Here is a 19,697-nt window from a genome sequence, read left to right as displayed (position 1 = left end):
TGTCGTTCTCCTTCCTTGCAGGTGAGTTATAGCCCCTTTACGGGTTAATCCATATTATAGCGGGAGAGCTGAAGCCGCTGCAACACTCGGAAGCTTTGATAGCTGCTAGACTGAAATCGAAGATGTATCACAAAAATCTATACGAAACAGAGGTTACGATGAATCCACTATTTGAATTACTTATTCGTAAAGGTCGAAATGAGTATAAGAAAAGAAATATACAACGCGCAAAATCGTGTCTATCCAAAGCAGAGAATTATATGATTAGACGGCGTTATTTTCCGGCAATCGTTGATTATTCGGAAATTCTAGTGGCCACCGGGGACGAAGAGAAGGCGATTCGGCTGCTGTCAGAGGCGATTGCTGCAGAGCCGTCAGGGTACCTTTATGAGCGGCGGGCTCATTTGCTTAGGGAGGCGGGACGGTATGAGGAGGCGCTGCCGGATTTGGACCGGGCGGCCGAACTGCTGCCGGAGAATCCTATGGTCTGGTACACACGCGGCATTACTTACCGGAGGCTGGATAGGCTGGAGGAAGCTGCAGCAGACCTTCGTGCCTGCATTCTTCACGAGGATGAGCATAGCGCGATCACTACATACTATGAGCTGGGGAGCATTTACTATGAAATGCGGGATTTCAAGAGCGCTCTCGAGTGCTTCCTGCAAGCGTCCTCCGATCCTGATCGGGTGATCCCGATATTTTACTACTATACGGCTTTATCCTATTATCAGCTGGATCAGAATCAGGCGGCTATTGATTACACGCTTAAGGCCATTGACCGTTTGAATGATTTTCAATTTATGCCTGATCAAGGACTGCAGATTACGGTCCGGCTGTCCTACAGCTATGGGGCCTTTGAAACCTTTCAGAAGCAAATGGAGAGCTGGTACGGGTTCCGACTTCTGCTCGCGAACATTTACGCGGAAGAGAATCAGGTGGACGAGGCTATTGCCGCATTGACCAGTGGCCTGGAGCTGTATCCGGAAGCGGCCGACCTGCTGCTGCGGCGGGCGGAATTGTACCGTGAGAACGGTCAATATGCGGAGGCTAAGCTGGATTTGGATGCAGCGAAGAGACAGCACCCGGCATTGCCTAAGGTGTATCTTGAACACTCAGCTTTGTATCGTGATCAAGGGCTGGAGGAACAGGCTCGTGCCGAGCTGGAGGCGCTGATTGCGATTCAGCCTGACCTCGCGATTCCTTATTATCTTCTTGCGGAGTCATACTTAAGAGAGGAGAAGGCTGAACAGGCCCTGCAAGCCAATCTGCAGCTCATTGCAATCGAAGAGGATGATCCGCTGAATTATATTCAGCAAGGTGAAATCTACAAGCAAATGTACCAAGCTGAAGAAGCGGAACAGGCCTATACCAGAGCGATCGAGCTTGAAGACATTCCGGATTTCCGACTCAAGCGCAGCTTTATCTATTTTGTTCAGCACCGATTTGAAGAAGCTTGGAAGGATCTCGAAGTCATTCCTGCGCTGGATCAAGCCTTTGCGCAGACGCCGTACTATCACAAGGCCGCAGGCTATGTTCTTAAAGGTCTGCATCAATGGGAGTTGGCTATTTCGAGCCTCAGCCGGGCGCTCGGAATCAGCCTGGAATCCGATGCTGAGCTGTATGAGACCATGGGGGAATGCTACATGGAGCTGGAGCAGTGGGACAGTGCGGTGCGAATGGCTACGCTCGGAATGGAGAAGGATCCGGGGAACCGGGATCTTATCTATCTGCGCGGGCAGGCCAGCTACAGGCTGGGCGATTACGAGGCGGCTTTGAAAGATATCAGACGTTTTAACGAGGATATGCCGGAGCAGGCGATCAAATATTACAACCTGGGCGTCATTTATCAGGAGATGGACAGGGAGGAGCTGGCCCTTCAGGAGTACGACCGTGCTTTGAGTTTGGATATGGGGCATGCAGGCAGCCATTACCGCAAAGCGCAAATTTACTATAGCCAAATGCAGTTTGATCTCTGCGTTGCTCAGCTGGTGCAGTGGGGCTTATTCATTGGAGGCAAAGCAGAGCTGACCCTGGAAGAACGTATTCACAGCATTGAGCAGCTGCCAGGGTTCAGCAGCGACATCCTCGGTAAAGCGGCTGCTGAGCTTAGTGAATTCTACGGCAACCGGCCGCTATTGTCTTAATTGTCCTGGGCGGTGGCCAGATGGGGGAAACCAATGGTCTGCCGCCGGATTTCGAAAAAGTATGAAGTGCTAAAAATAATTTCTAATGCTTTGGCGTATATTACATATAGGCCATCTGTTACAACAAGTTAACAAAGTGACCGATGGGGTTGAAATTTGTGGAAAATGTATGAAATACAGAGAATAAGTCGGGTATATTCAGAAAATGCAAGGCTAAAGCGCATATTTTGTTTGTGAAAAATGGTGAAAAGTAAAAAAAATAATTTATCTTGATATTTAAAAGGTGTAATATAAGGATATAGAGTTCCGTTCGGCCTGTGACTATTCACAAATTTGTCAGATATGAACCCAGAATAAAGAACCGTTAGCGGCCGTCCGTTTTTTGGCAAGCCCAAGCGTAAGGGCTCTTTTTTATGGGTAATTGACTTACGAGAGCGGGGGTTACTAATCCTTCCGCAGAAGCAGGCAGGTATTCATTTAGGGAATATCCTTATTTACAAGGTGCCCCAGTTTAACGGACTATTATTTCATTGCAAAGGAGGACGTTCCAAATGTCACAAACTATGAATCAAAATGAGTCTGCGCAAGTTCCAGCGGCTGCGCCGGAAACCAATGATGTGCTTGACCAATTGATGAAGCCCGAGGTGCAGCAATCGTTGACAACCCTCGTGGAGAATTTGCCTAAGCTTACTGAGATGGTTACTGTCCTGACCAAGTTCTATGATGTTGCAAATAGTCTTGCCGGTGACAAGGTGTTCGTTGATGATATCAAGGCAGGCTTTAGCGGCGTTGCTGGTCCTGTGATTGGTAAAGTCAAAGGTGCTGCTTCTGCAGCGATTGAAGCCAATGACCGCGCACAGAATGATCAGTCTTCAATCGGCTTGTTCGGAATGCTCAAGATGCTGAAAGACCCTAATGTACAGAAGGCTCTGCGCTTTGGCCAGGCTTACCTGGACATCTTGTCCGATCGCAACAAACAACAGCGTTAATTATTGAACGTTACGATACAGGCAGAATACAGAATGGAGGATGGATATGTCGAAGCAAATTTTGATTTTGGGCGGCGGATACGGCGGATTGCTGAGCGCATTGACGGCTCGGGAATACCTAAGTGCAGACGAGGCGACAATCACAGTTGTGAACCGTTTTCCGACCCATCAGATTATTACAGAGCTCCACCGTTTGGCGGCAGGTAACATCAACGAGAAGGCAGTAGCTCTACCTCTGGAGAAGCTCTTCCGCGGAAAGAATATCAACCTCGTGGTTGACTCGGTTCAATCCATTAAGCCGGATGAGAAGAAGGTTCAGCTTGCTGGCGGAGCTACATACAGCTATGACGCCTTGGTTATCGCTCTTGGAAGTGAAACAGCATTCTTCGGAATTCCAGGACTGAAGGAGTACAGCTTGACACTGAAATCTGTTGACGAGGCGCATCGCGTCTTCAGACAGGTTGAAGAGCGCCTGGATGCTTACAAGGTATCCAAGAACAAAGCGGACGCTACCATTGTAATTGGCGGCGGAGGCTTGACAGGTGTAGAGCTTGTCGGTGAATTTGCGGACGAACTTCCGGAAATGTGCCGTAAAAGAGGCATCGACTTCAACGAAGTTTCTCTCTACTGTGTAGAAGCTGGACCAACCATTCTGGCTGGATTCCCTGCTGAGCTTGTAGAGCGTGCTACGACTAGCCTTGAGAAGCGCGGCGTGAAATTCGTGACGGGCGTGCCAATTACCGAAATGAAAGAGAAGGAAGTCTTCCTGAAGGACGGACGTTCCATCGAGACTTCCACGCTGGTATGGACCGGCGGCGTGCAAGGCAACTCGATCGTTGCCGAGTGCGGCATTGAAGTGAACCGTGGCCGTGCGACCGTTACGGAGACTCTTCAATCGACTTCCCACAAGGATATCTTCCTTGCAGGCGACAGCGCAGTTGTCTTTGCTCCTGGCGCTGAGCGCCCTTACCCGCCAACAGCGCAAATCGCTTGGCACATGGGTGAAACTGTAGGTTATAATCTGTCTGCATTCCTCAAGGGCGGCACCATGGAATCCTTCCATTATGTAAGCTCCGGTACACTCGGAAGCCTTGGACGTAAAGACGGAATCGCAATGGTAGGCGGAAGCTCTACCCGTCTGAAAGGGATGCCGGCTTCCCTGATGAAAGAAGCAAGTAATATGCGCTATCTGGCACATATCAAAGGCCTGTTCGCACTGGCTTACTAATCGCATACGCGAATTCAGACCGCTTTCCTGCCCCTAGGCAGGAGGCGGTCTTTTTGCTGTCCTCTCTTTTTCAACCGGCAGCGATTGTAATACAATAGGGGGAGAAAACCTTTTCATTTATAGGAGAAACTCACCATGACCCATCCAGGAAAGCTGAAGCGAAATATAGGAATTTTTGCGCATGTCGATGCCGGAAAGACGACAACGACAGAGCATATTTTATACGAAAGCGGCCGGACGCGGACCTTGGGGAGTGTGGACTCGGGGACGGCGGTGACGGACTGGCTGGATATTGAAAAAGAACGCGGCATCTCCGTAAGGGCAGCCACCACCTCCTTCACATGGAAGGGGGTTCAGGTGAACCTGGTCGATACTCCGGGACACGTTGACTTTCTATCCGAAGTAGAACGTTCATTAAGGGTGATGGATGGAGCGGTGTTAATTGTATCTGCCGCAGAGGGAGTGCAGGCCCAGACGGAATTGATTTGGAATGCGCTCTGCAAGCTGAAGATCCCCACCATTGTGTATGTCAACAAAATGGACCGCACTGGAGTTCGCGCAGCTGCCGTGCTTGAGGATATTCACAAATATTTATCCTCTGCCGTGACGCCTATTCAGCGTCCGCTGGGAGAGGCTCAGGATTTTCGCGGGATTGAAGATTTATGGGAAGACGTGGACGCTGCCTCCGGCAAGGAGCCTACTTCCCTGCTAGAGAGCATCGCTGAGCCAAATGAAGAGTTGCTTGCACGGTACCTGGAAGGCGAGCACATTTCTGCGGCAAAGTGGAGGGAAGAGGCTGCGCGGCTTACGCGCAAAGCGGAATGGTATCCGCTCCTCTATGGAGCCTCCGGCAAGGGAATCGGCATTACCCAGCTTATGGATGCCATGCTGGAGTATTTGCCGGAGCCTAAGGGCGCAGCCGATGCTCCGGTCTCCGGCATCGTCTTCAAGATTGAGCGGGACAAGGCGATGGGCCGGATGGCCTTTGTCCGGCTGTATGCGGGCACCATTCGTAACCGGGACAGCATCCGCAATCATACGCAAAATATTGAAGAGAAGGTTACGCAAATTCGAAGGGTTGAGGGCGGACGCTCAGAGGATGCCGGATGCCTTGAAGCCGGGGACATTGCCGCCGTCTGCGGGATGGCGAATGTGCGCATTGGCGATATTCTCGGCGACCCTCACGGTATTCCGGAGGAAGCGCGGCTGGCTGTGCCGCTGTTGACTGTGCAGGCGCACTGGCTAAATGAAGCGGATTACCCCAAGCTGGTGCAGGCGCTTCAGGAGTTATCCGATGAAGATCCGCTTCTGGATGTGCAGTGGATGCAGGACGAGCGTGAGCTGCATGTGAAGGTCATGGGCCCGATCCAGCTGGAGATGCTAATCAGTGTGCTGGAGAGCAGGTATCAGCTTAAGGTGCGCTTTGGTCAGCCTTCCGTTATTTATAAGGAGACCCTGAAGGGAGCCGGAGAAGGATTTATTGCCTATACGATGCCGAAGCCTTGCTGGGCTATTCTGCGATTTGCCATGGAGCCGGGGCCTCGTGGCAGCGGGATTGCTTACGAAGCCCGAGTTCGGGCAGAGGACCTTCTCCCGCAATATCAGAATGAGGTGGCCCGCCGTGTCCCTGAGGCGCTGCAGCAAGGTCTGTACGGCTGGGAAGTGGTAGATGTGAAGATCACCCTGACCGAGGGAGAGCATCATGTGTGGCACACGCACCCTTTGGATTTCGCGGTAGCTACCCCTATGGGCATTATGGATGGCCTGGCGCGGATCGGGACCCGGCTGCTTGAGCCGATCCTAAATTTTCGCATTACGGTGCCGGAAGAGAATGGGGGACGTGTCATGAATGACCTGATTCAAATGCGGGGCACCTTTGAGCCGCCACAGCTGCTGGGAGATCGCATGATGATCGAAGGGCGCGTTCCTTTGGCCACATCAATGGAATATCCGGTGGAGCTTGGATCCCTGACCAAGGGGAGAGGGACGATGGCTACCTTCTTTGCAGGGTACGAAGAATGTCCGGAGGACGTGAAGGCAGAGCGTCCCCGCCGGGGAGTGAACCCGCTCGATCAGTCGAAGTATATTCTGACTGTGCGCAAGGCGCTGCAAGGATAAGCTTACAGTTGAAATAACCCCGGGAGGCCAGGTGTGAGGCTGCGGTATTCCTGGTCGGCAGCCGGGGCAAATCGGACATGGCGCCACTCATTGGCAGCCGGATTGTAGGTATAATCGGTCATCCATTTATGGCCTTCCAGCGCGATGGCCTGCACGGCCCGGATCAAGCTGTGGATCTCGGCCGAAGTCATAGAGGGATGAAGAGAGAACCGGACCCATCCGGGCTTGGCGGATAGATCTCCGGCTATGACAGCTTTGCGAATTCGCTGTGACTCCGCAGGAGTCAGCCCCAGCAGGTAATGCCCGTAAGGCCCGGCGCAGGAACAGCCTCCGCGGGCCTGGATGCCGTAGTGGTCGTTCAGCAGCTTGACAGCGAGGTTGTAGTGAATGTCTCTAAACAGAATGGACACGACGCCAAGCCGGTCCTGCTTCTCCCCCTCCAGTACATAAACCTGGGGAATATTCATCAGTCCCTCCAGCAGCTGTGTTGTCAGCTGCTGTTCGCGCTGGCGGATCTGGCTTAGCCCCATCGACTCTTTCAGCTGGACGGCCAGGGCGGCCTTCGCCGCCTGGAGTACGCCGGGCGTGCCGCCGTCTTCGCGCACCTCGGCGCGAGGCACATAATCCCGCCCGCCCCAGAGATCCGTCCAGAGGACGGTGCCGCCGCCCGGGCTATCAGGCACGGGCCCGGGGCACAGCCGGCTGTTCACGACGAGGACGCCGGCGCCCCCTGGCCCGCCCAGAAATTTGTGCGGCGAGAAGAAGATCCCGTCCAGATCCTCAAGCGGCGCACCCTCTGGGTGCATGTCGATCGGATCATAGGGCGCACTGGCGGCAAAATCGACAAAGCACAAGCCGCCATGCTCATGCATCTTGCGGGCTAGCGCGCGGTAGGGCGTGCGCAGGCCGGTGACGTTGGAGCCGGCGGTGAAGGCGCCGATCTTGCAGCGACGGTGCCGATGCTGCCTGAGCAGCTGTTCCAGCTGCTCAGGATCGACAAGCCCGTCTCCGCCCGGCTCCAGCAGGGCCACATCAGCAATGCTCTCCGCCCAGGACAGCTGGTTGGAGTGATGCTCCATATGGGTGACGAACACGATCGGTCTGTCCTCCTCTGGGAGCTTGAGGGTCCGGCTGATCCAGGTGGGAACCTTCAGGCCGAGCAGGCGCTGAAGCTTGTTCACGGCCCCCGTCATGCCTGCTCCGGTGAACAGAACGATATCATCCTCGGCAGCGTGCACATGGCGCTTGATGATCCGCTTTGCCTCCTCGTAGGCCTGGGTCATGATCGAGCCGGTCAGGTTGGACTCGGTGTGCGGATTCGCGGCGAAGGGACCGAGCCATTCGGACAGCTTGTGCTCGATCGGTGTATACAGGCGGCCTGAAGCCGCCCAATCGGCATATAGAATTTTGCGGTCGCCGTAGGGTGTGGCGAAGGCTTGATCAATCCCGATAATTTGCTGCCGGTAAGCAGCGAAGTGCTGTTCTAAGTTTTCCGGGCTGAGATGCTGGTGATGATTCTGGGTAGGCATGCTTGATTTTCCCCCTGCCGTGTTCTACTGATTTGCTACAGTGTATGCGGCGGCAGGGATCTGGGTTAAAGCCTATGTTTCTAGGCTTATCCATGTTAAATGAACAGCTGAATGTCCGAGGTCAGGGCGTCCTCCAGGTAAACCTTGGCCTCGACAATTTCTGTCTCCGGCAGAAATTCCTCCTGCTTAAAGCCCATGATGTCGACAGACAGCTTGCAGGCATAGAACTTGACCTGCTTCTTGCGGGCTCCTTTCAGAAAATGAATCAGCCGCGGCGCATCCTGCTCCTCCATCATTTCTTCCAGCATCCACTTTCCAAGCCCGCTAAAGTTCATGCGGGACATCGGCAGAGCCTCCGGTCCTTTGGGTGTGAACAGATCCAGCATCTTCTCATAGGCTGTCTTATCCTCCAAGGTCATCTTGTCCGGGTCTCTGATCAGGGACAGACCCCAGAAGGCAAAGAACATGGTAACCTCCATCCCCATATCCCGTGCGGTATTCGCCAGAATCAGTCCGGCCATCGCTTTGTCATAATCCCCGCTGAACATCAGCAGGCTCAAGCGTTTATCCATGGACTAGGCCCCCTTCCATTATTCAATAGGAGATGGGCTTAGTATCGCTTGGCAGGATAAGGGATATTCCCGGTTCACACAAAATTCAACGGGGCTGCCTTGGGTACATATTATTTAGGCCGCTTGGAAATTTCCTCTGTAACGACAATAGCAAGGTCTTCGTTCTCGTACATGGACAGCACGTCTAGCAGCGTCTGATCGCCGATCTCCCCGGCTTCTTCCTTCGGAACGGTAAGCTCTATAGCTTGCTGCAATGCGGTGTTCTCCTCCTGCTGGGGATAGGCTCTTCTGTACAGCTCGGCCGGATCTAGATCATGATTGACGCACCACTGGGCAAATACAAGGATCATCATCTGCTCATCTTCACGGTAGCTTTGAATAATACGTTCTTCTCTTTCTTTTGAATTCATAATATAGTCTCCTTATGAGATAATGAAAGGTCTTAATTTTCAGGTGAACTGTCATCCGGGTCCGGATGATATCCTTAAATATAACGAAAGGCTCGGTGAATCACAAATGATCAAGAACGAGAAGATCAAAGCTTCGGAGGTACGATTAACCGGAATTAACGGAGAGGACTTGGGGATCGTCCCCACAGTGGAAGCACTGGCGCTGGCGAAGCAGCTTCGGGTGGATCTGGTGTGCGATTCTCTGATGCAGAGTCCGCCGCCCTGCCGGCTGATTGGAGCGGGAGCCGTGAGACAGGAAGCACAGCAGGCGCGCCGCGAAGGCCGAGAATCAAAGCTGAAGGAGATTCGGCTTACGCCGTCCATTGAGGACCATGATTATGAGACGAAGCGCAATCAGGCGCTGAAGCTGCTTCAAGGCGGGGATCGCGTGCTGTTGAATGTGAAGCTCACAGGCAAAGAGGGAGCGCGCGCCAAAGCCCTGCTGGAGGAGCTGCTTCGCGATCTTAAGGAGGCAGGATGGGCCAAGACAGGCATTGCAGTGAGCGGCAAGCAGGCCCAGGTAGAGGTTGTTCCGTTAGGAGGGGGCCAATGAGCTGTCCGCAGTGCGATCATTACCGTATGGAAGGGGCCAATTTCTGCTCCTCATGCGGAGCGCGGTTAAATCTAGAAACCTCCGGGCAGGAGGCAAGGGGGCCTGAGGCATCCGAGCCTTCGCTCCGCGGAGTCATGGGGAATATTGCGGACCAGATCAACCGGGCTGCTGGTGTTAGCACACCTACTGAGCTGAAGCTTAGAGAGGTATTCTCCCGCGTATTCGCAAAGCATACGGAAGAGGAAGCAGAAAGGCTGTTCTTCGTTGGCACGACGCGAACTACGCCGGGAATTTGGGAGGTGGCGGAGACGTGGCCCAAGCCCTGGCTGTTTGCCCGTGTCTTTGCGCTGGTAGCCCTTTTGTATTTCGGCCTATACATAGGGGTGGAACAGTTCCATAACATTAATTTTCTGCCGGGCCTAATCACTATGGGGTCCTTTGCTGTTCCCTTTACCATTTTGATCTTCTTCTGGGAGATGAACGCTCCACGCAATATCTCGATCTACCAGGTGATCAAGATGCTTTTTGTCGGTGGCGTGTTGTCGCTGGTCGCTGCGGTCTTTATTTTCGACCAGATTGGCAATCAGGGAAGTGTCGTTATCATCGGGCTTGTGGAGGAAGCGGCCAAGGTGCTGGTGATCCTCTGGTTTCTCCGCAAGCAAAAGTATCCTTACATACTGAACGGGCTGCTCATCGGCTCAGCGATCGGCGCAGGGTTTGCAGCGTTTGAATCGGCCGGATACGCGCTGAGGATGGCACTGTACGGGGACATGCATACGATGTACACCACCATCTTCTGGCGAGGGGTTCTGGCTCCAGGCGGACATATTGTCTGGGCAGCTTTGTCCGGTGCTGCTCTGTGCATGGTGAAGGGAGATCAGCCCTTTGCCTGGTCTATGCTGAAGGATCTGCGCTTCCTGCGTATGTTCGGCATTGTGGCCCTGCTGCATGCGCTCTGGGATATGCCTTGGTTCACTTCAACCGAGATTCCCTTCTTGCAGCTGCTGCTTATGCTAATTTCTTGGGTCATCGCTTTTGCTGTCATGGGGGCGGGGCTGAAGGAAATCTCCAACCTCAAACGTGAGAGGACTACTCGTTATTATACAGGGGGGTCTGCAGATTCAACTGTAAACCCTTCACTGTAAAAAGCTTCAAAAGTCCTATTAATTGTAAGGAATCCGGGATCTATATCCCGGTTTTTTTCGTATTTTTACAGAAAACTCTTAAAGAAAATCTAAACTTTTCCAATTGGAATGACGACAATAATAGGAAGAGGGAATTAAGAGAGAAAGGGTGGAAGTGAAATAATGCTACAACAAAAGCTAAAACGGCTTCAAGGAAGTATGATCACCAGATTAAGCGGTTTGACCATTATCAGCATTATTCTAGTGATTATCGTGCTAGTCATACTGTCCTATAATCAGCAGAGGACTTTATATTACTCCCAATTGAAATCCGACCTGGTGCTTATTCAGAAGCCGTTAGAGCAGCAGGCGAGCACACTAGAGCAGACGCTTATGCGCCTGAAGACGGATTCCAATGCGGACTTGAACCAAATTTGGTACAGAGAGGTTCAGCAGAAGCTGGACATGTTCAGCGGTACTGGGCTGATCGCCAATACATATCTTCTATCCCCAGAAGCTTCAGATAAGGACGGCAAGTCTTCTCTCACCCTGCTGATGGCAAATCAGGCGCTTTACAAAACGGGACAGAAGCCTTATACGTCTTATGAGATGAGCGAGACTTTTAAGCAGGCTGTAGATAAAGCCAAGAAGTCGGGGTTTGGCCGCACTTCGGTGTATACGGACAAAGCAGGGAAATGGATCAGTGTCATTGCTCCGGTGAAGAATGAGTCCGGGAAAATGATCGCACTGGTCGGGCTTGATTTCGATTACAACACAATTCTCTCAGATTTAAAGGGAAGACTTGGGTCGGCACTGGTAATTGGCCTTGTTGTAGCTCTGTTTGCCACTGTGCTGCTTACCTTATTGATCTATTGGCTGCTTCGTCCGATTGGTCAGTTGACACGGATAACGCAAAAGGTGGCGTCCGGGGACCTGACTGAGACGCCGAATATTAAGCGTAAGGATGAAATTGGTCAGCTGTCTAGCTATTTCGGTCTCATGATTGAGAATATCCGTGAGATGATACAGCATATTCATCATTCCTCTGAAGAGATGGCAAGAACCTCACAGGCAGTTGAGATGGGCTCGCGTCAGACATCGGAGGCTTCTCAAGCCATCACCAGATCCATTACGGATGTGGCGGCAGGCAGTGAACGCCAGCTGCGAAGCACGGAGGAGAGCGGAAGAGGCATGGAAGAAATGACTGTGGGGATTCAGCGCATTGCTGAATCGGCTTCCGCTGCGGTAGAATCCTCATCGAGTGCCCTGCAGCTGGCTGAGCGGGGCGGCGAGCAAGTGGAGCGCAACCTGCAGCAGATGGGACTAATCCGTGAAGCGGTTAACGATGCTTCGGGAACGATTCTTCACCTTGGAGAGCTCTCCAAAGAGATTGGTAACATCACCGGTATGATCTCGGAAATTGCACAGCAGACGAATCTGCTCGCCCTGAATGCAGCGATTGAAGCGGCGCGGGCGGGTGAGCATGGCCGCGGTTTCTCGGTGGTGGCTGATTCGATTCGCGGATTGGCTGAACAGTCCCGGAATTCCACGGAGAAGATTTATGAGCTGATCCAGGTCATTCAAGCGGAAACGGAACAAGCTGTGAAGGCGATGAAGAAGGGTGCCACAGAAGTGGATGGCATGTCGGAGACGGTAACCGCTGTGAACTCGGCCTTCACTTCCATTGTGAAATCCGTGGAAGAAGTAACACGGCAAATTATGGAGGTATCCGCTTCCTCCGAACAAATGTCTGCTGGCTCCGAGGAAGTGACGGCCTCCTTGCACGAGCTGTCCAGTATTTCGAAGCAAACCTCTGATTTCACGCAGAATGTGGCGTCGTCCGCGGAGGAACAGCAGGCTTCGATGGAAGAGATGGCCTTCTCGGTTGCTTCGCTCAACGAAATGGCACAGCAGCTTCGTGAGACGGTCAGCCGCTTTAAATTATAAGTCCATGGTTAAAAGTGCGGCCGGTAGAGTTCCTTGGTTATCAAGGTACTTTACCGGCTATTTGTCTAAAGCGGTTATCACCTTCCAAGCTTGACCTAATCCATATATAACTTGCATAATACAAGGATGTGACAAGAACGAACTTAAGGATACTTGGAAGAGGTGTGAAGGGAACTATGGATAAGGCCAGAGGGGAAAAGGGCAGAAGAAGCAAAGAACGTCTTCTGCGTGCAGCGGCAAGCGAATTTGCGCTCCAAGGATTTCACGGAACCAAGATCAGCTCCATCGTTGCCCAAGCAGGCTTGACACAGCCTTCCTTCTATCTTTACTTTGCGAGCAAAGAGGCGATCTATGAAGAGCTCGTTGGCGAGTTTCGCAGCCGGTTCAAGGAACTGATTACCCGCAGCCGGCTTGAGGCGGGAATTCAAACCGAACACTTGCCTGCTCGCATTAAGGCCGGATTGGAACGGATATTCTCATTCTTCATCCTGCATGGGGATTTGACAAGAATCGGGCTGAGGGCAGCTGGTGAAGCGGACGAGATTAAGGCCGAAATTGCAGAGATGATGCAGGAGAATCTTATTGTTGAACAAGAGGCCGGCTACTTCAGGAACGATCTGGATATGGAGATTGCCTCTGCGGCTCTCATGGGTGTGATCGAGCAGCTGACCTTTACTTATTTGCTAACGGGGTATAAGGATGCCTCTAGCTTGGCAGGGCAAGTCGTGGAGATCTTCTTCAACGGCATGATGGCGACAGATGAATAGCAAGCAGAGATAGCACCAGTATGCGGAAGGGAGTCCCTTCCGCATACTGGTGCTTTGTTTATATAGACACTGAAGCGGGATGTCAATGAACAATATCGGCGATATTTTTTTAAAGTTAAGATATCATGTTTTTAACAAAAATAGACCCGAGCAAGGATGGAGATGAAGATGACCCTCAGCCGCTTTGTACAATTGGTGGAGCTGCGGACCAAGCTGGCGAGCCTTATTCCTTTTCTTATGGGCTCTTTATACGCTGCGTTTCGATTTCAGGCCTTTGGCTGGATTAACTTTATGATTATGCTGTGCTCGCTGCTTGCGTTTGATATGGCAACAACGGTGTTGAATAACTATTTTGACTTCAAGAAGGCAGAGAGCAGGAGAGGCTATGGCTATGAAGTGCATAACCCGATTGTCCAAGGGAAGCTAAGAGAGTCTGCTGTCCTCTGCGTGCTGTTCGGGCTGCTGATCCTTGCAATAGGCGGAGGCATCGCACTTTATGTGCGGACAGATCTGCTTGTGCTGCTGCTCGGAGGATTATCGTTCCTTGTAGGCATTCTGTATTCTTTCGGGCCGATTCCGATCTCACGTATGCCGCTGGGAGAGTTGTTCTCTGGTTTGTTCATGGGGTTTGTTATCGTGTTCATCGCCGTGTACATTCATGCAGACGAAGGGCAGCTGGCTGCCCTTAGCCTCCAGGGTGGGGAAGTGCAGCTTCGGCTGCAGCTGGATGAGCTTGTGCTGCTCTTCCTCACCTGTCTTCCGGCCGTGTTCGGCATTGCCAACATTATGCTGGCGAACAATATTTGTGATATGGAGGAGGATCGGGAGAACCGCAGATACACTCTTCCGGTGTATATTGGGAAACGTAAAGCCCTCATGCTGTTTAGAGTGCTATATTATATGGCCTACCTTGACCTGTTCGTGCTGCTCTTCCTGCGGGTTCCTATATACCTGGTGCTGCCGATGCTTCTGACGCTGATCCCAGTGCATAAAAATATCCGGAGGTTCGAGGCCCATCCGACGAAGAAGGATACCTTCAAGCTGTCCGTGCGTAACTTTATGATTATAAATACGGCCAGATTAGCTGCTTTTGGACTGTGTCTGCTGCTAACCATCCGTTTCTAGGAGAGTCTTGGAAAGGGGCTTTATGCCGGCAAGAGTAGGTCTTATGGGGCTGTCAACCTGCTTCCATGAACAAAAGGCTGCTTGATCTTTGGAGATCAGGCAGCCTTTTGTTGTTAAGATCATTCGTTTATGAAGTGGCGGGAAATGACTTGGTGTGGGTCTTAGCTTGACTTACAGAGTCTCGGTATATGATCTTGCCCTGCACCAGCACTCTGCCGAATCGCCGATTTGGATTTGCGATCTTATCCATAATCGATTTGACACAGGTTCTTGCCATCTGCTCTACATCAACCTCTACGGTCGTTAAGTTTGGTGAGGTCAATGTGGCATAGATATCGTTATCGAAGCCGACCACTGAACAATCTTGAGGGATGTCCAGTCCCAGCTCTTTAAGTTTATGCGTCAGATTGTAAGCCACCTGATCGCAGTTACACACAAAGGCCGTAGGCAATTCCTCGGGAAGATCAATATCCACATACTTACCCTTCTCATCCCGGTCATTCAGAATGTAGCTCTGATTTAATGGGATGCAGTGCTCAAGCAGTGACTTGTAATAGCCCAGGAACCGGTCCTGAATACTGCTGGTGGAATACAGGTTCCCAACATAGGCAATATTGCGGTGTCCTTGGCGGATCAGGTAATTCGTCAGCTCATACGCTGCATAGAAGTTGTCTGTGACAACAGAATCAATATCCGCATGCTCATCATAGAAATCCATGAAAATCTTAGGCAGATCCATGTTCTCCACAATCTCGATATAGTTCTTCGATACCTGACCCAATATGATAATACCGTCTACCTTCTTCTCATAGTAAATGCGAGGCAGGTTAAGCTGTTCTTCATCTTCATTGGTCAGAATATTAAGGATGCCGTAATAGCCGTAATGCTCCAGAACGCGGGAGATGCTGTGGTATACCCTTAAATAGAAGGATTGCGCAAGCCCTGTAAACCGCTCTGGGATAATTACGCCGATATTGTAGGAAAGGCCTTCTTTGATTGATTTGGCGGCGGTATTATAACGATACCCCATTTCAGAGGCCAGGTTTTTAATTCTGAGCTTGAGCTCCTCGCTTACTCCTTCCTTATCGTTGAGAGCTTTGGAGACCGTTACACTGCTGACACCCAACTTCTCCGCGATATCTCGCATCGTTACATTGTTTTTCACTTGGATCACCACCTTCAACAAGCAATCTGTCTGGCATTTTCCTGAGTTAATTACTGTTAAACAGTATACATTTTTAGTTTGGAAATATAAAGAAGCTGGTTTTACAAACATTTTTGTAAGAATGCCTTCAACAAAACGAGCCTTTGTTGTTGATCTTACTTGCCTTGCAGCAGCTGTTCGTTCGCTTCAATCAGAGCTTTGCGCTGAGCTGCGCTTCCAAGAGAGCGGAAGGTATCTTCCGGCGTGTTGAAGGTGTAGTCTACCAGCTTCTCCAATGTAGTTGTCGCTACATGCACACGCGTGTCACTGGATGCGTAGTAGATGAACACTTCATTTTTCTCATTGACGACAGCGCCGTTACAGAAGATAACGTTGGATACATCCCCGACACGCTCATCATCATAAGGAGCGATGAAATGTCCACCCGGCTTCGCAATGACCTTGGTTGGATCCTCCAGGCTAGTAGCAAAGGTGTACAGGACATAACGGAGTCCGGCAGCCGTGTTGCGCACCCCGTGTGCGATGTGAATCCAGCCTTTGTCTGTCTTGAGCGGAGCGGGACCTTGACCGTTCTTCACTTCGTAGACGGTATGGTATCTTCTCTCATCAATGACCTCTTCATGCTCAATGAATGGGCGCTCGATGTTGTCGCAGGTTCCAAAGGCAATGCCGCCGCCGCTGCCAGTGGAGATGAAGCCGTCCTGAGGACGGGTGTAGAAGGCATATTTGCCGTCTACAAATTCGGGATGAAGCACTACATTCCGCTGCTGTGGTGACTTGGTCTCAATATTAGGCATGCGCTCCCAGGTCTTCAGATCCTTGGTGCGAACCAGACCGGCTTGGGCTACGGCGCTGGAGGTATCGAAGGCTGGCGCTTCTGGATCATGCTTCTCGGAGCAGTAAATACCGTAAATATAACCGTCTTCATGCTTCACTAAGCGCATATCGTACATGTTCGTCTCTTCCGGGTCCGCATCGTCCCAGGTTAATGGAGTATCAATGAAGCGGAAGTTGTCGATGCCGTTGTCGCTGACAGCAAGGGCGAAGAAGGATTTGCGGTCAAGGCCTTCAGTCCGTACTACAATATAATATTTGCCTTCAAAATAAATGGCGCCGGGATTCAATGTAGCGTTGATTCCAAGCCGCTCCATAAAATGCGGATTGCTCTGTGCATTGAGGTCAAATCTCCAGTGGATCGGCACATGGTGACGTGTAATTACCGGATACTGATAGCGATCATACACACCGTTGTAGAATTCGGTGTTGACTTCATTTTGGCGAGTTATGAGTTGTTCTTGCTGCTCAAGCAGCTGTTTGTATTTTTCGTGGATCATGCGGTATCACCCTTTTAGTTATAGTTGGTTTACTGCGATTAAAGTTAAAGTTAAACCTAATAAAATAACTTAAGTTTACCGATAACCTAACAAAATCCATATTACTTACTTAACTCGATAGTTGTCAATCGCTTTCATGGTTTTGTAACTTAACTTACCTAGCGCTATAAAAAGAAAGAAGTTAATTGCGATTAAGTTACAGAAAAATCCTACAGTAACAGTATAGGTTGCGCTTTCAAAAAGTACAACAAAATTAATTTTTTGTAGAGGATTGACGAGAAAGCGGTATCATTGTACAATCAAATCGTGACTTACCGATAACTTAATTTGATAGCGTGAAAGGGGTTGCAACAAATGAAAAAAAGAAAGGCGCTCATGGGAGTTATGGCTTCTGTGTTGGCATTCTCCATGATCACAGGCTGCGGCAGCAATAACAATAACGCAGCAAGCAATACCGGAGGCAACACCGGTTCTAGCGGAGGCCCGAAAGGCGACATCACTGTAATCACTCAAAGAACAGATATTGTGGATACAGTGTTCAAGAAGTACGCTGAAGAATTCAACAAAGAATATCCAAATGTAAACGTGAAGTTCCAGGCTATTACACCTTATGAAGATCAAATTAAGATTCGGATGAACTCCAATGACTATGGCGATGTTCTTCTTCTGCCTACCAGCATTAAGTTGGAGGATACACCAGACTTCTTCGAACCGCTTGGGGACTTAAGCGAATTGAGCAAGCAGTACAAGGGTCTGGAAGAACGTTCGGTAGACGGCAAGGTATACGGTATTCCGATCACCATTAACTATTCCGGACTTCTCTACAATAAGAAAGTATTTGAGCAAGCAGGCATCACGAAGGTTCCTAGAACTATCGATGAGTTCATGGCTGCTTTGAAAGCGATTAAAGATAAGACAGAAGCTGTTCCGCTCTACACCAACTATGCTTCCGGCTGGGCGCTTACTCAATGGGAATCTGACCTGACTACAGTCGCTGGTAATGTAGATTATGTCAACGTCACTCAGCCTAGTACAGACGACAACTTTGTGAAGGGCCAACCTCACTATGAGCTGTACAAAGTCATGTACGATGCTGTCAAACAAGGCTTGATCGAAGAAGACCCAACGACAACGGACTGGGAAACTTCCAAAGCAGACCTGGCTAACGGCAAGATCGGTACGATGGTACTCGGCTCCTGGGCACTTGGACAAGTTCAGGCTTTGACTTCTACGCCTGAAGATATCGGCTTTATGCCATTCCCAACGAATGCTGAGAAAGTCATCGTTCCTCTTGCTGATGACTACACCATCGGCGTAAGCTCCAAGAGCAAGAACAAAGAAGCTGCACACGCTTGGGTTGACTGGTTCATTAACAAATCCGGCTACCCAACAACTGAAGGCGGCGGTATGAGCCCTGTAATTGGCGCTGAGCTTCCTGCAACTTTGAAACAGTTCGAAGGCTCTGACATTGCGTTCGAAATGCAAACTCCTGCCAAAGCAGGCCAAGAAGGTCTTTTAGATAAGATCGACAAGGACTCCGAAATCGGTTTGTGGCAGCCTGACTTTAAGAAACGCATTATTGAAGCTGCAATCGGCAACACCAACGAGTCCTTTGATGACATTATGAAGGATCTGAATGATGCATGGGTGAAATCCCGCGCCAAATTTGCTAAATAAGCAAAGATAGAGGTTAAGTTGACTAGGGAAAACGCACTGAGGGTGCGTTTTCCTCTCTTCCATACAGACATAAGGCGCGATTATTGGAGGTGTGAGTGGTGTTTAAGAATATGAGCTATAAAACGCAGCGGAAGGTCATCATTTTCGCCTTCTCGGCTATTCCGGTCATTCTGCTGTTTACATTTGCATACCTCCCGGTATTCAACATGATCAAGTATAGCTTTACGAACTGGGACGGTCTTAGCAAACATAAGGAATACATCGGATTTGACAACTACAAAGCAATCTTTACAGATCCTAAATACTTCTCTGTATTTAAAGTCAGTTTGTACTATTTTGTAGCTACGTTTGTTCAAATGGGCTTAGCTCTCTATTTTGCTACCATTCTGAGCTATAAGCTGCGGCTTAAGAACTTCTTCAAAGGTATTCTATTTTTCCCTTACCTGCTTAACGGGGTAGCCATCGGCTTTATCTTCTTGTTCTTCTTCAGACCGGATGGCACGTTAAACACACTGCTTGACCTTGTTGGACTCGGCAATTTGTCACATAAGTGGCTTCTGGACACCAGTACAGTCAATGTTGCTTTGGCTGGAACCTCCGTATGGAGATATATGGGCTCCAACTTCATTATTTTCCTGGGTGCTATTTCCTCCATCGGTAAAGACGTTTATGAAGCGGCGGATATTGACGGGGCTAATAAATGGCATCAATTCCGTCACATTATCCTGCCAAGCATTAAGAAAATCGTTCAATTGAACTTAATTTTGGCAATCAGCGGCGCGATTAGCGTGTTCGATATTCCATATATCATGCTGGGCGGTTCTAACGGCAGTAACACCTTCGTTATCCAAACCGTGGACTTGGCCTTCAAGTACGGTAAATACGGTCTGGCCTCCGCCATGGCGGTAGTGCTCCTGATCATCGTAATTATTGTAACCTTGGTGCAGCGGCTTGTGATTAAGGGGGATGACTAAAT

Annotated in this window: 16 protein-coding genes; 11 read left to right on the top strand and 5 right to left on the bottom strand. The window is 50.4% G+C overall.

Translation table 11 applies throughout. From position 1 onward, the window contains the following. Positions 1 to 260: 260 nt before the first annotated feature. The 4 genes from DCC85_RS20990 to DCC85_RS20975 all read left to right on the top strand — a co-directional run bounded on the left by DCC85_RS20990 (position 261) and on the right by DCC85_RS20975 (position 6,479). Positions 261 to 2,144 (top strand): tetratricopeptide repeat protein, encoded by a 1,884-nt coding sequence (locus tag DCC85_RS20990; RefSeq protein WP_159081937.1) that lies wholly within the window; start codon positions 261 to 263, stop codon positions 2,142 to 2,144. Between the two features lie 551 nt (positions 2,145 to 2,695). Beyond that, positions 2,696 to 3,133 carry a DUF1641 domain-containing protein gene (locus tag DCC85_RS20985; RefSeq protein WP_108467310.1) on the top strand — a complete coding sequence of 146 codons (438 nt, stop codon included), beginning with the start codon at positions 2,696 to 2,698 and terminating at the stop codon, positions 3,131 to 3,133. 46 nt (positions 3,134 to 3,179) lie between these two features. Next, the gene (locus tag DCC85_RS20980; RefSeq protein WP_108467309.1) at positions 3,180 to 4,361 is read left to right on the top strand and encodes an NAD(P)/FAD-dependent oxidoreductase; all 1,182 of its coding nucleotides are present in this window, start codon (positions 3,180 to 3,182) and stop codon (positions 4,359 to 4,361) included. 135 nt (positions 4,362 to 4,496) lie between these two features. Further along, positions 4,497 to 6,479: a GTP-binding protein gene (locus DCC85_RS20975; RefSeq protein ID WP_108467308.1), complete on the top strand. Its 1,983-nt coding sequence runs from the start codon at positions 4,497 to 4,499 to the stop codon at positions 6,477 to 6,479. 2 nt (positions 6,480 to 6,481) lie between these two features. Here DCC85_RS20975 and DCC85_RS20970 read toward each other — a convergent pair whose 3' ends face one another. The 3 genes from DCC85_RS20970 to DCC85_RS20960 all read right to left on the bottom strand — a co-directional run bounded on the left by DCC85_RS20970 (position 6,482) and on the right by DCC85_RS20960 (position 8,990). Then, positions 6,482 to 8,008 (bottom strand): aminotransferase class V-fold PLP-dependent enzyme, encoded by a 1,527-nt coding sequence (locus tag DCC85_RS20970; RefSeq protein WP_108467307.1) that lies wholly within the window; start codon positions 8,006 to 8,008, stop codon positions 6,482 to 6,484. 95 nt (positions 8,009 to 8,103) lie between these two features. Next, the gene (locus tag DCC85_RS20965) at positions 8,104 to 8,580 is read right to left on the bottom strand and encodes a DsrE/DsrF/DrsH-like family protein (RefSeq protein ID WP_108467306.1); all 477 of its coding nucleotides are present in this window, start codon (positions 8,578 to 8,580) and stop codon (positions 8,104 to 8,106) included. Positions 8,581 to 8,690: 110 nt separating this feature from the next. Beyond that, on the bottom strand, positions 8,691 to 8,990 hold the full coding sequence (locus DCC85_RS20960) for a hypothetical protein (RefSeq protein ID WP_108467305.1): 300 nt from the start codon (positions 8,988 to 8,990) through the stop codon (positions 8,691 to 8,693). 106 nt (positions 8,991 to 9,096) lie between these two features. Between DCC85_RS20960 and infC the strand changes: the two genes are divergently transcribed. The 5 genes from infC (at position 9,097) to DCC85_RS20935 (ending at position 14,545) form a co-directional block, all read left to right on the top strand. Then, positions 9,097 to 9,582 (top strand): translation initiation factor IF-3, encoded by a 486-nt coding sequence (gene infC, locus DCC85_RS20955; protein WP_108467996.1) that lies wholly within the window; start codon positions 9,097 to 9,099, stop codon positions 9,580 to 9,582. Next, positions 9,579 to 10,727, top strand: a complete 1,149-nt coding sequence (locus tag DCC85_RS20950; protein WP_108467304.1) for a PrsW family glutamic-type intramembrane protease — start codon at positions 9,579 to 9,581, stop codon at positions 10,725 to 10,727. Before infC ends, DCC85_RS20950 begins: the two co-directional genes overlap by 4 nt. Before the next feature lie 162 nt (positions 10,728 to 10,889). Next, complete coding sequence (locus tag DCC85_RS20945) at positions 10,890 to 12,653, top strand: methyl-accepting chemotaxis protein (RefSeq protein WP_108467303.1); 1,764 nt, start codon at positions 10,890 to 10,892, stop codon at positions 12,651 to 12,653. A 176-nt stretch (positions 12,654 to 12,829) separates the two neighbouring features. Then, positions 12,830 to 13,420, top strand: a complete 591-nt coding sequence (locus DCC85_RS20940; protein ID WP_108467302.1) for a TetR/AcrR family transcriptional regulator — start codon at positions 12,830 to 12,832, stop codon at positions 13,418 to 13,420. Between the two features lie 168 nt (positions 13,421 to 13,588). Next, positions 13,589 to 14,545, top strand: a complete 957-nt coding sequence (locus tag DCC85_RS20935; protein WP_108467301.1) for a 1,4-dihydroxy-2-naphthoate polyprenyltransferase — start codon at positions 13,589 to 13,591, stop codon at positions 14,543 to 14,545. Between the two features lie 127 nt (positions 14,546 to 14,672). On the opposite strand, the gene DCC85_RS20930 is transcribed toward DCC85_RS20935, so the two are convergent. Both DCC85_RS20930 and DCC85_RS20925 read right to left on the bottom strand, forming a co-directional pair. After that, positions 14,673 to 15,710, bottom strand: a complete 1,038-nt coding sequence (locus tag DCC85_RS20930) for a LacI family DNA-binding transcriptional regulator (RefSeq protein WP_108467300.1) — start codon at positions 15,708 to 15,710, stop codon at positions 14,673 to 14,675. Between the two features lie 155 nt (positions 15,711 to 15,865). Continuing rightward, complete coding sequence (locus DCC85_RS20925) at positions 15,866 to 17,044, bottom strand: glycoside hydrolase family 130 protein (protein ID WP_108467299.1); 1,179 nt, start codon at positions 17,042 to 17,044, stop codon at positions 15,866 to 15,868. 354 nt (positions 17,045 to 17,398) lie between these two features. Here DCC85_RS20925 and DCC85_RS20920 point away from each other — a divergent pair, with 354 nt between their 5' ends. Beyond that, positions 17,399 to 18,721 carry an ABC transporter substrate-binding protein gene (locus tag DCC85_RS20920; RefSeq protein WP_108467298.1) on the top strand — a complete coding sequence of 441 codons (1,323 nt, stop codon included), beginning with the start codon at positions 17,399 to 17,401 and terminating at the stop codon, positions 18,719 to 18,721. A 110-nt stretch (positions 18,722 to 18,831) separates the two neighbouring features. Beyond that, a complete protein-coding gene (locus DCC85_RS20915) occupies positions 18,832 to 19,695 on the top strand; it encodes a carbohydrate ABC transporter permease (RefSeq protein ID WP_442789553.1) in 864 nt (287 codons plus the stop codon). Positions 19,696 to 19,697 lie beyond the last annotated feature (2 nt).

This window comes from Paenibacillus sp. CAA11 (assembly GCF_003060825.1).
In the GTDB taxonomy this organism is placed as follows: domain Bacteria; phylum Bacillota; class Bacilli; order Paenibacillales; family Paenibacillaceae; genus Fontibacillus.
This window is presented reverse-complemented; position numbering and strand designations above follow the sequence as displayed.

Bases quoted from the DNA above. Each gene is read 5' to 3' on its own strand.
- DCC85_RS20980 (WP_108467309.1), top strand. From the start codon at position 3,180: ATGTCGAAGCAAATTTTGATTTTGGGCGGCGGATACGGCGGATTGCTG.
- DCC85_RS20920 (WP_108467298.1), top strand. From the start codon at position 17,399: ATGAAAAAAAGAAAGGCGCTCATGGGAGTTATGGCTTCTGTGTTGGCA.
- DCC85_RS20925 (WP_108467299.1), bottom strand. From the start codon at position 17,044: ATGATCCACGAAAAATACAAACAGCTGCTTGAGCAGCAAGAACAACTC.
- DCC85_RS20945 (WP_108467303.1), top strand. From the start codon at position 10,890: ATGCTACAACAAAAGCTAAAACGGCTTCAAGGAAGTATGATCACCAGA.
- DCC85_RS20985 (WP_108467310.1), top strand. From the start codon at position 2,696: ATGTCACAAACTATGAATCAAAATGAGTCTGCGCAAGTTCCAGCGGCT.
- DCC85_RS20975 (WP_108467308.1), top strand. From the start codon at position 4,497: ATGACCCATCCAGGAAAGCTGAAGCGAAATATAGGAATTTTTGCGCAT.
- DCC85_RS20990 (WP_159081937.1), top strand. From the start codon at position 261: ATGATTAGACGGCGTTATTTTCCGGCAATCGTTGATTATTCGGAAATT.
- DCC85_RS20960 (WP_108467305.1), bottom strand. From the start codon at position 8,990: ATGAATTCAAAAGAAAGAGAAGAACGTATTATTCAAAGCTACCGTGAA.
- DCC85_RS20965 (WP_108467306.1), bottom strand. From the start codon at position 8,580: ATGGATAAACGCTTGAGCCTGCTGATGTTCAGCGGGGATTATGACAAA.
- DCC85_RS20950 (WP_108467304.1), top strand. From the start codon at position 9,579: ATGAGCTGTCCGCAGTGCGATCATTACCGTATGGAAGGGGCCAATTTC.
- infC (WP_108467996.1), top strand. From the start codon at position 9,097: ATGATCAAGAACGAGAAGATCAAAGCTTCGGAGGTACGATTAACCGGA.
- DCC85_RS20935 (WP_108467301.1), top strand. From the start codon at position 13,589: ATGACCCTCAGCCGCTTTGTACAATTGGTGGAGCTGCGGACCAAGCTG.
- DCC85_RS20970 (WP_108467307.1), bottom strand. From the start codon at position 8,008: ATGCCTACCCAGAATCATCACCAGCATCTCAGCCCGGAAAACTTAGAA.
- DCC85_RS20940 (WP_108467302.1), top strand. From the start codon at position 12,830: ATGGATAAGGCCAGAGGGGAAAAGGGCAGAAGAAGCAAAGAACGTCTT.
- DCC85_RS20915 (WP_442789553.1), top strand. From the start codon at position 18,832: ATGAGCTATAAAACGCAGCGGAAGGTCATCATTTTCGCCTTCTCGGCT.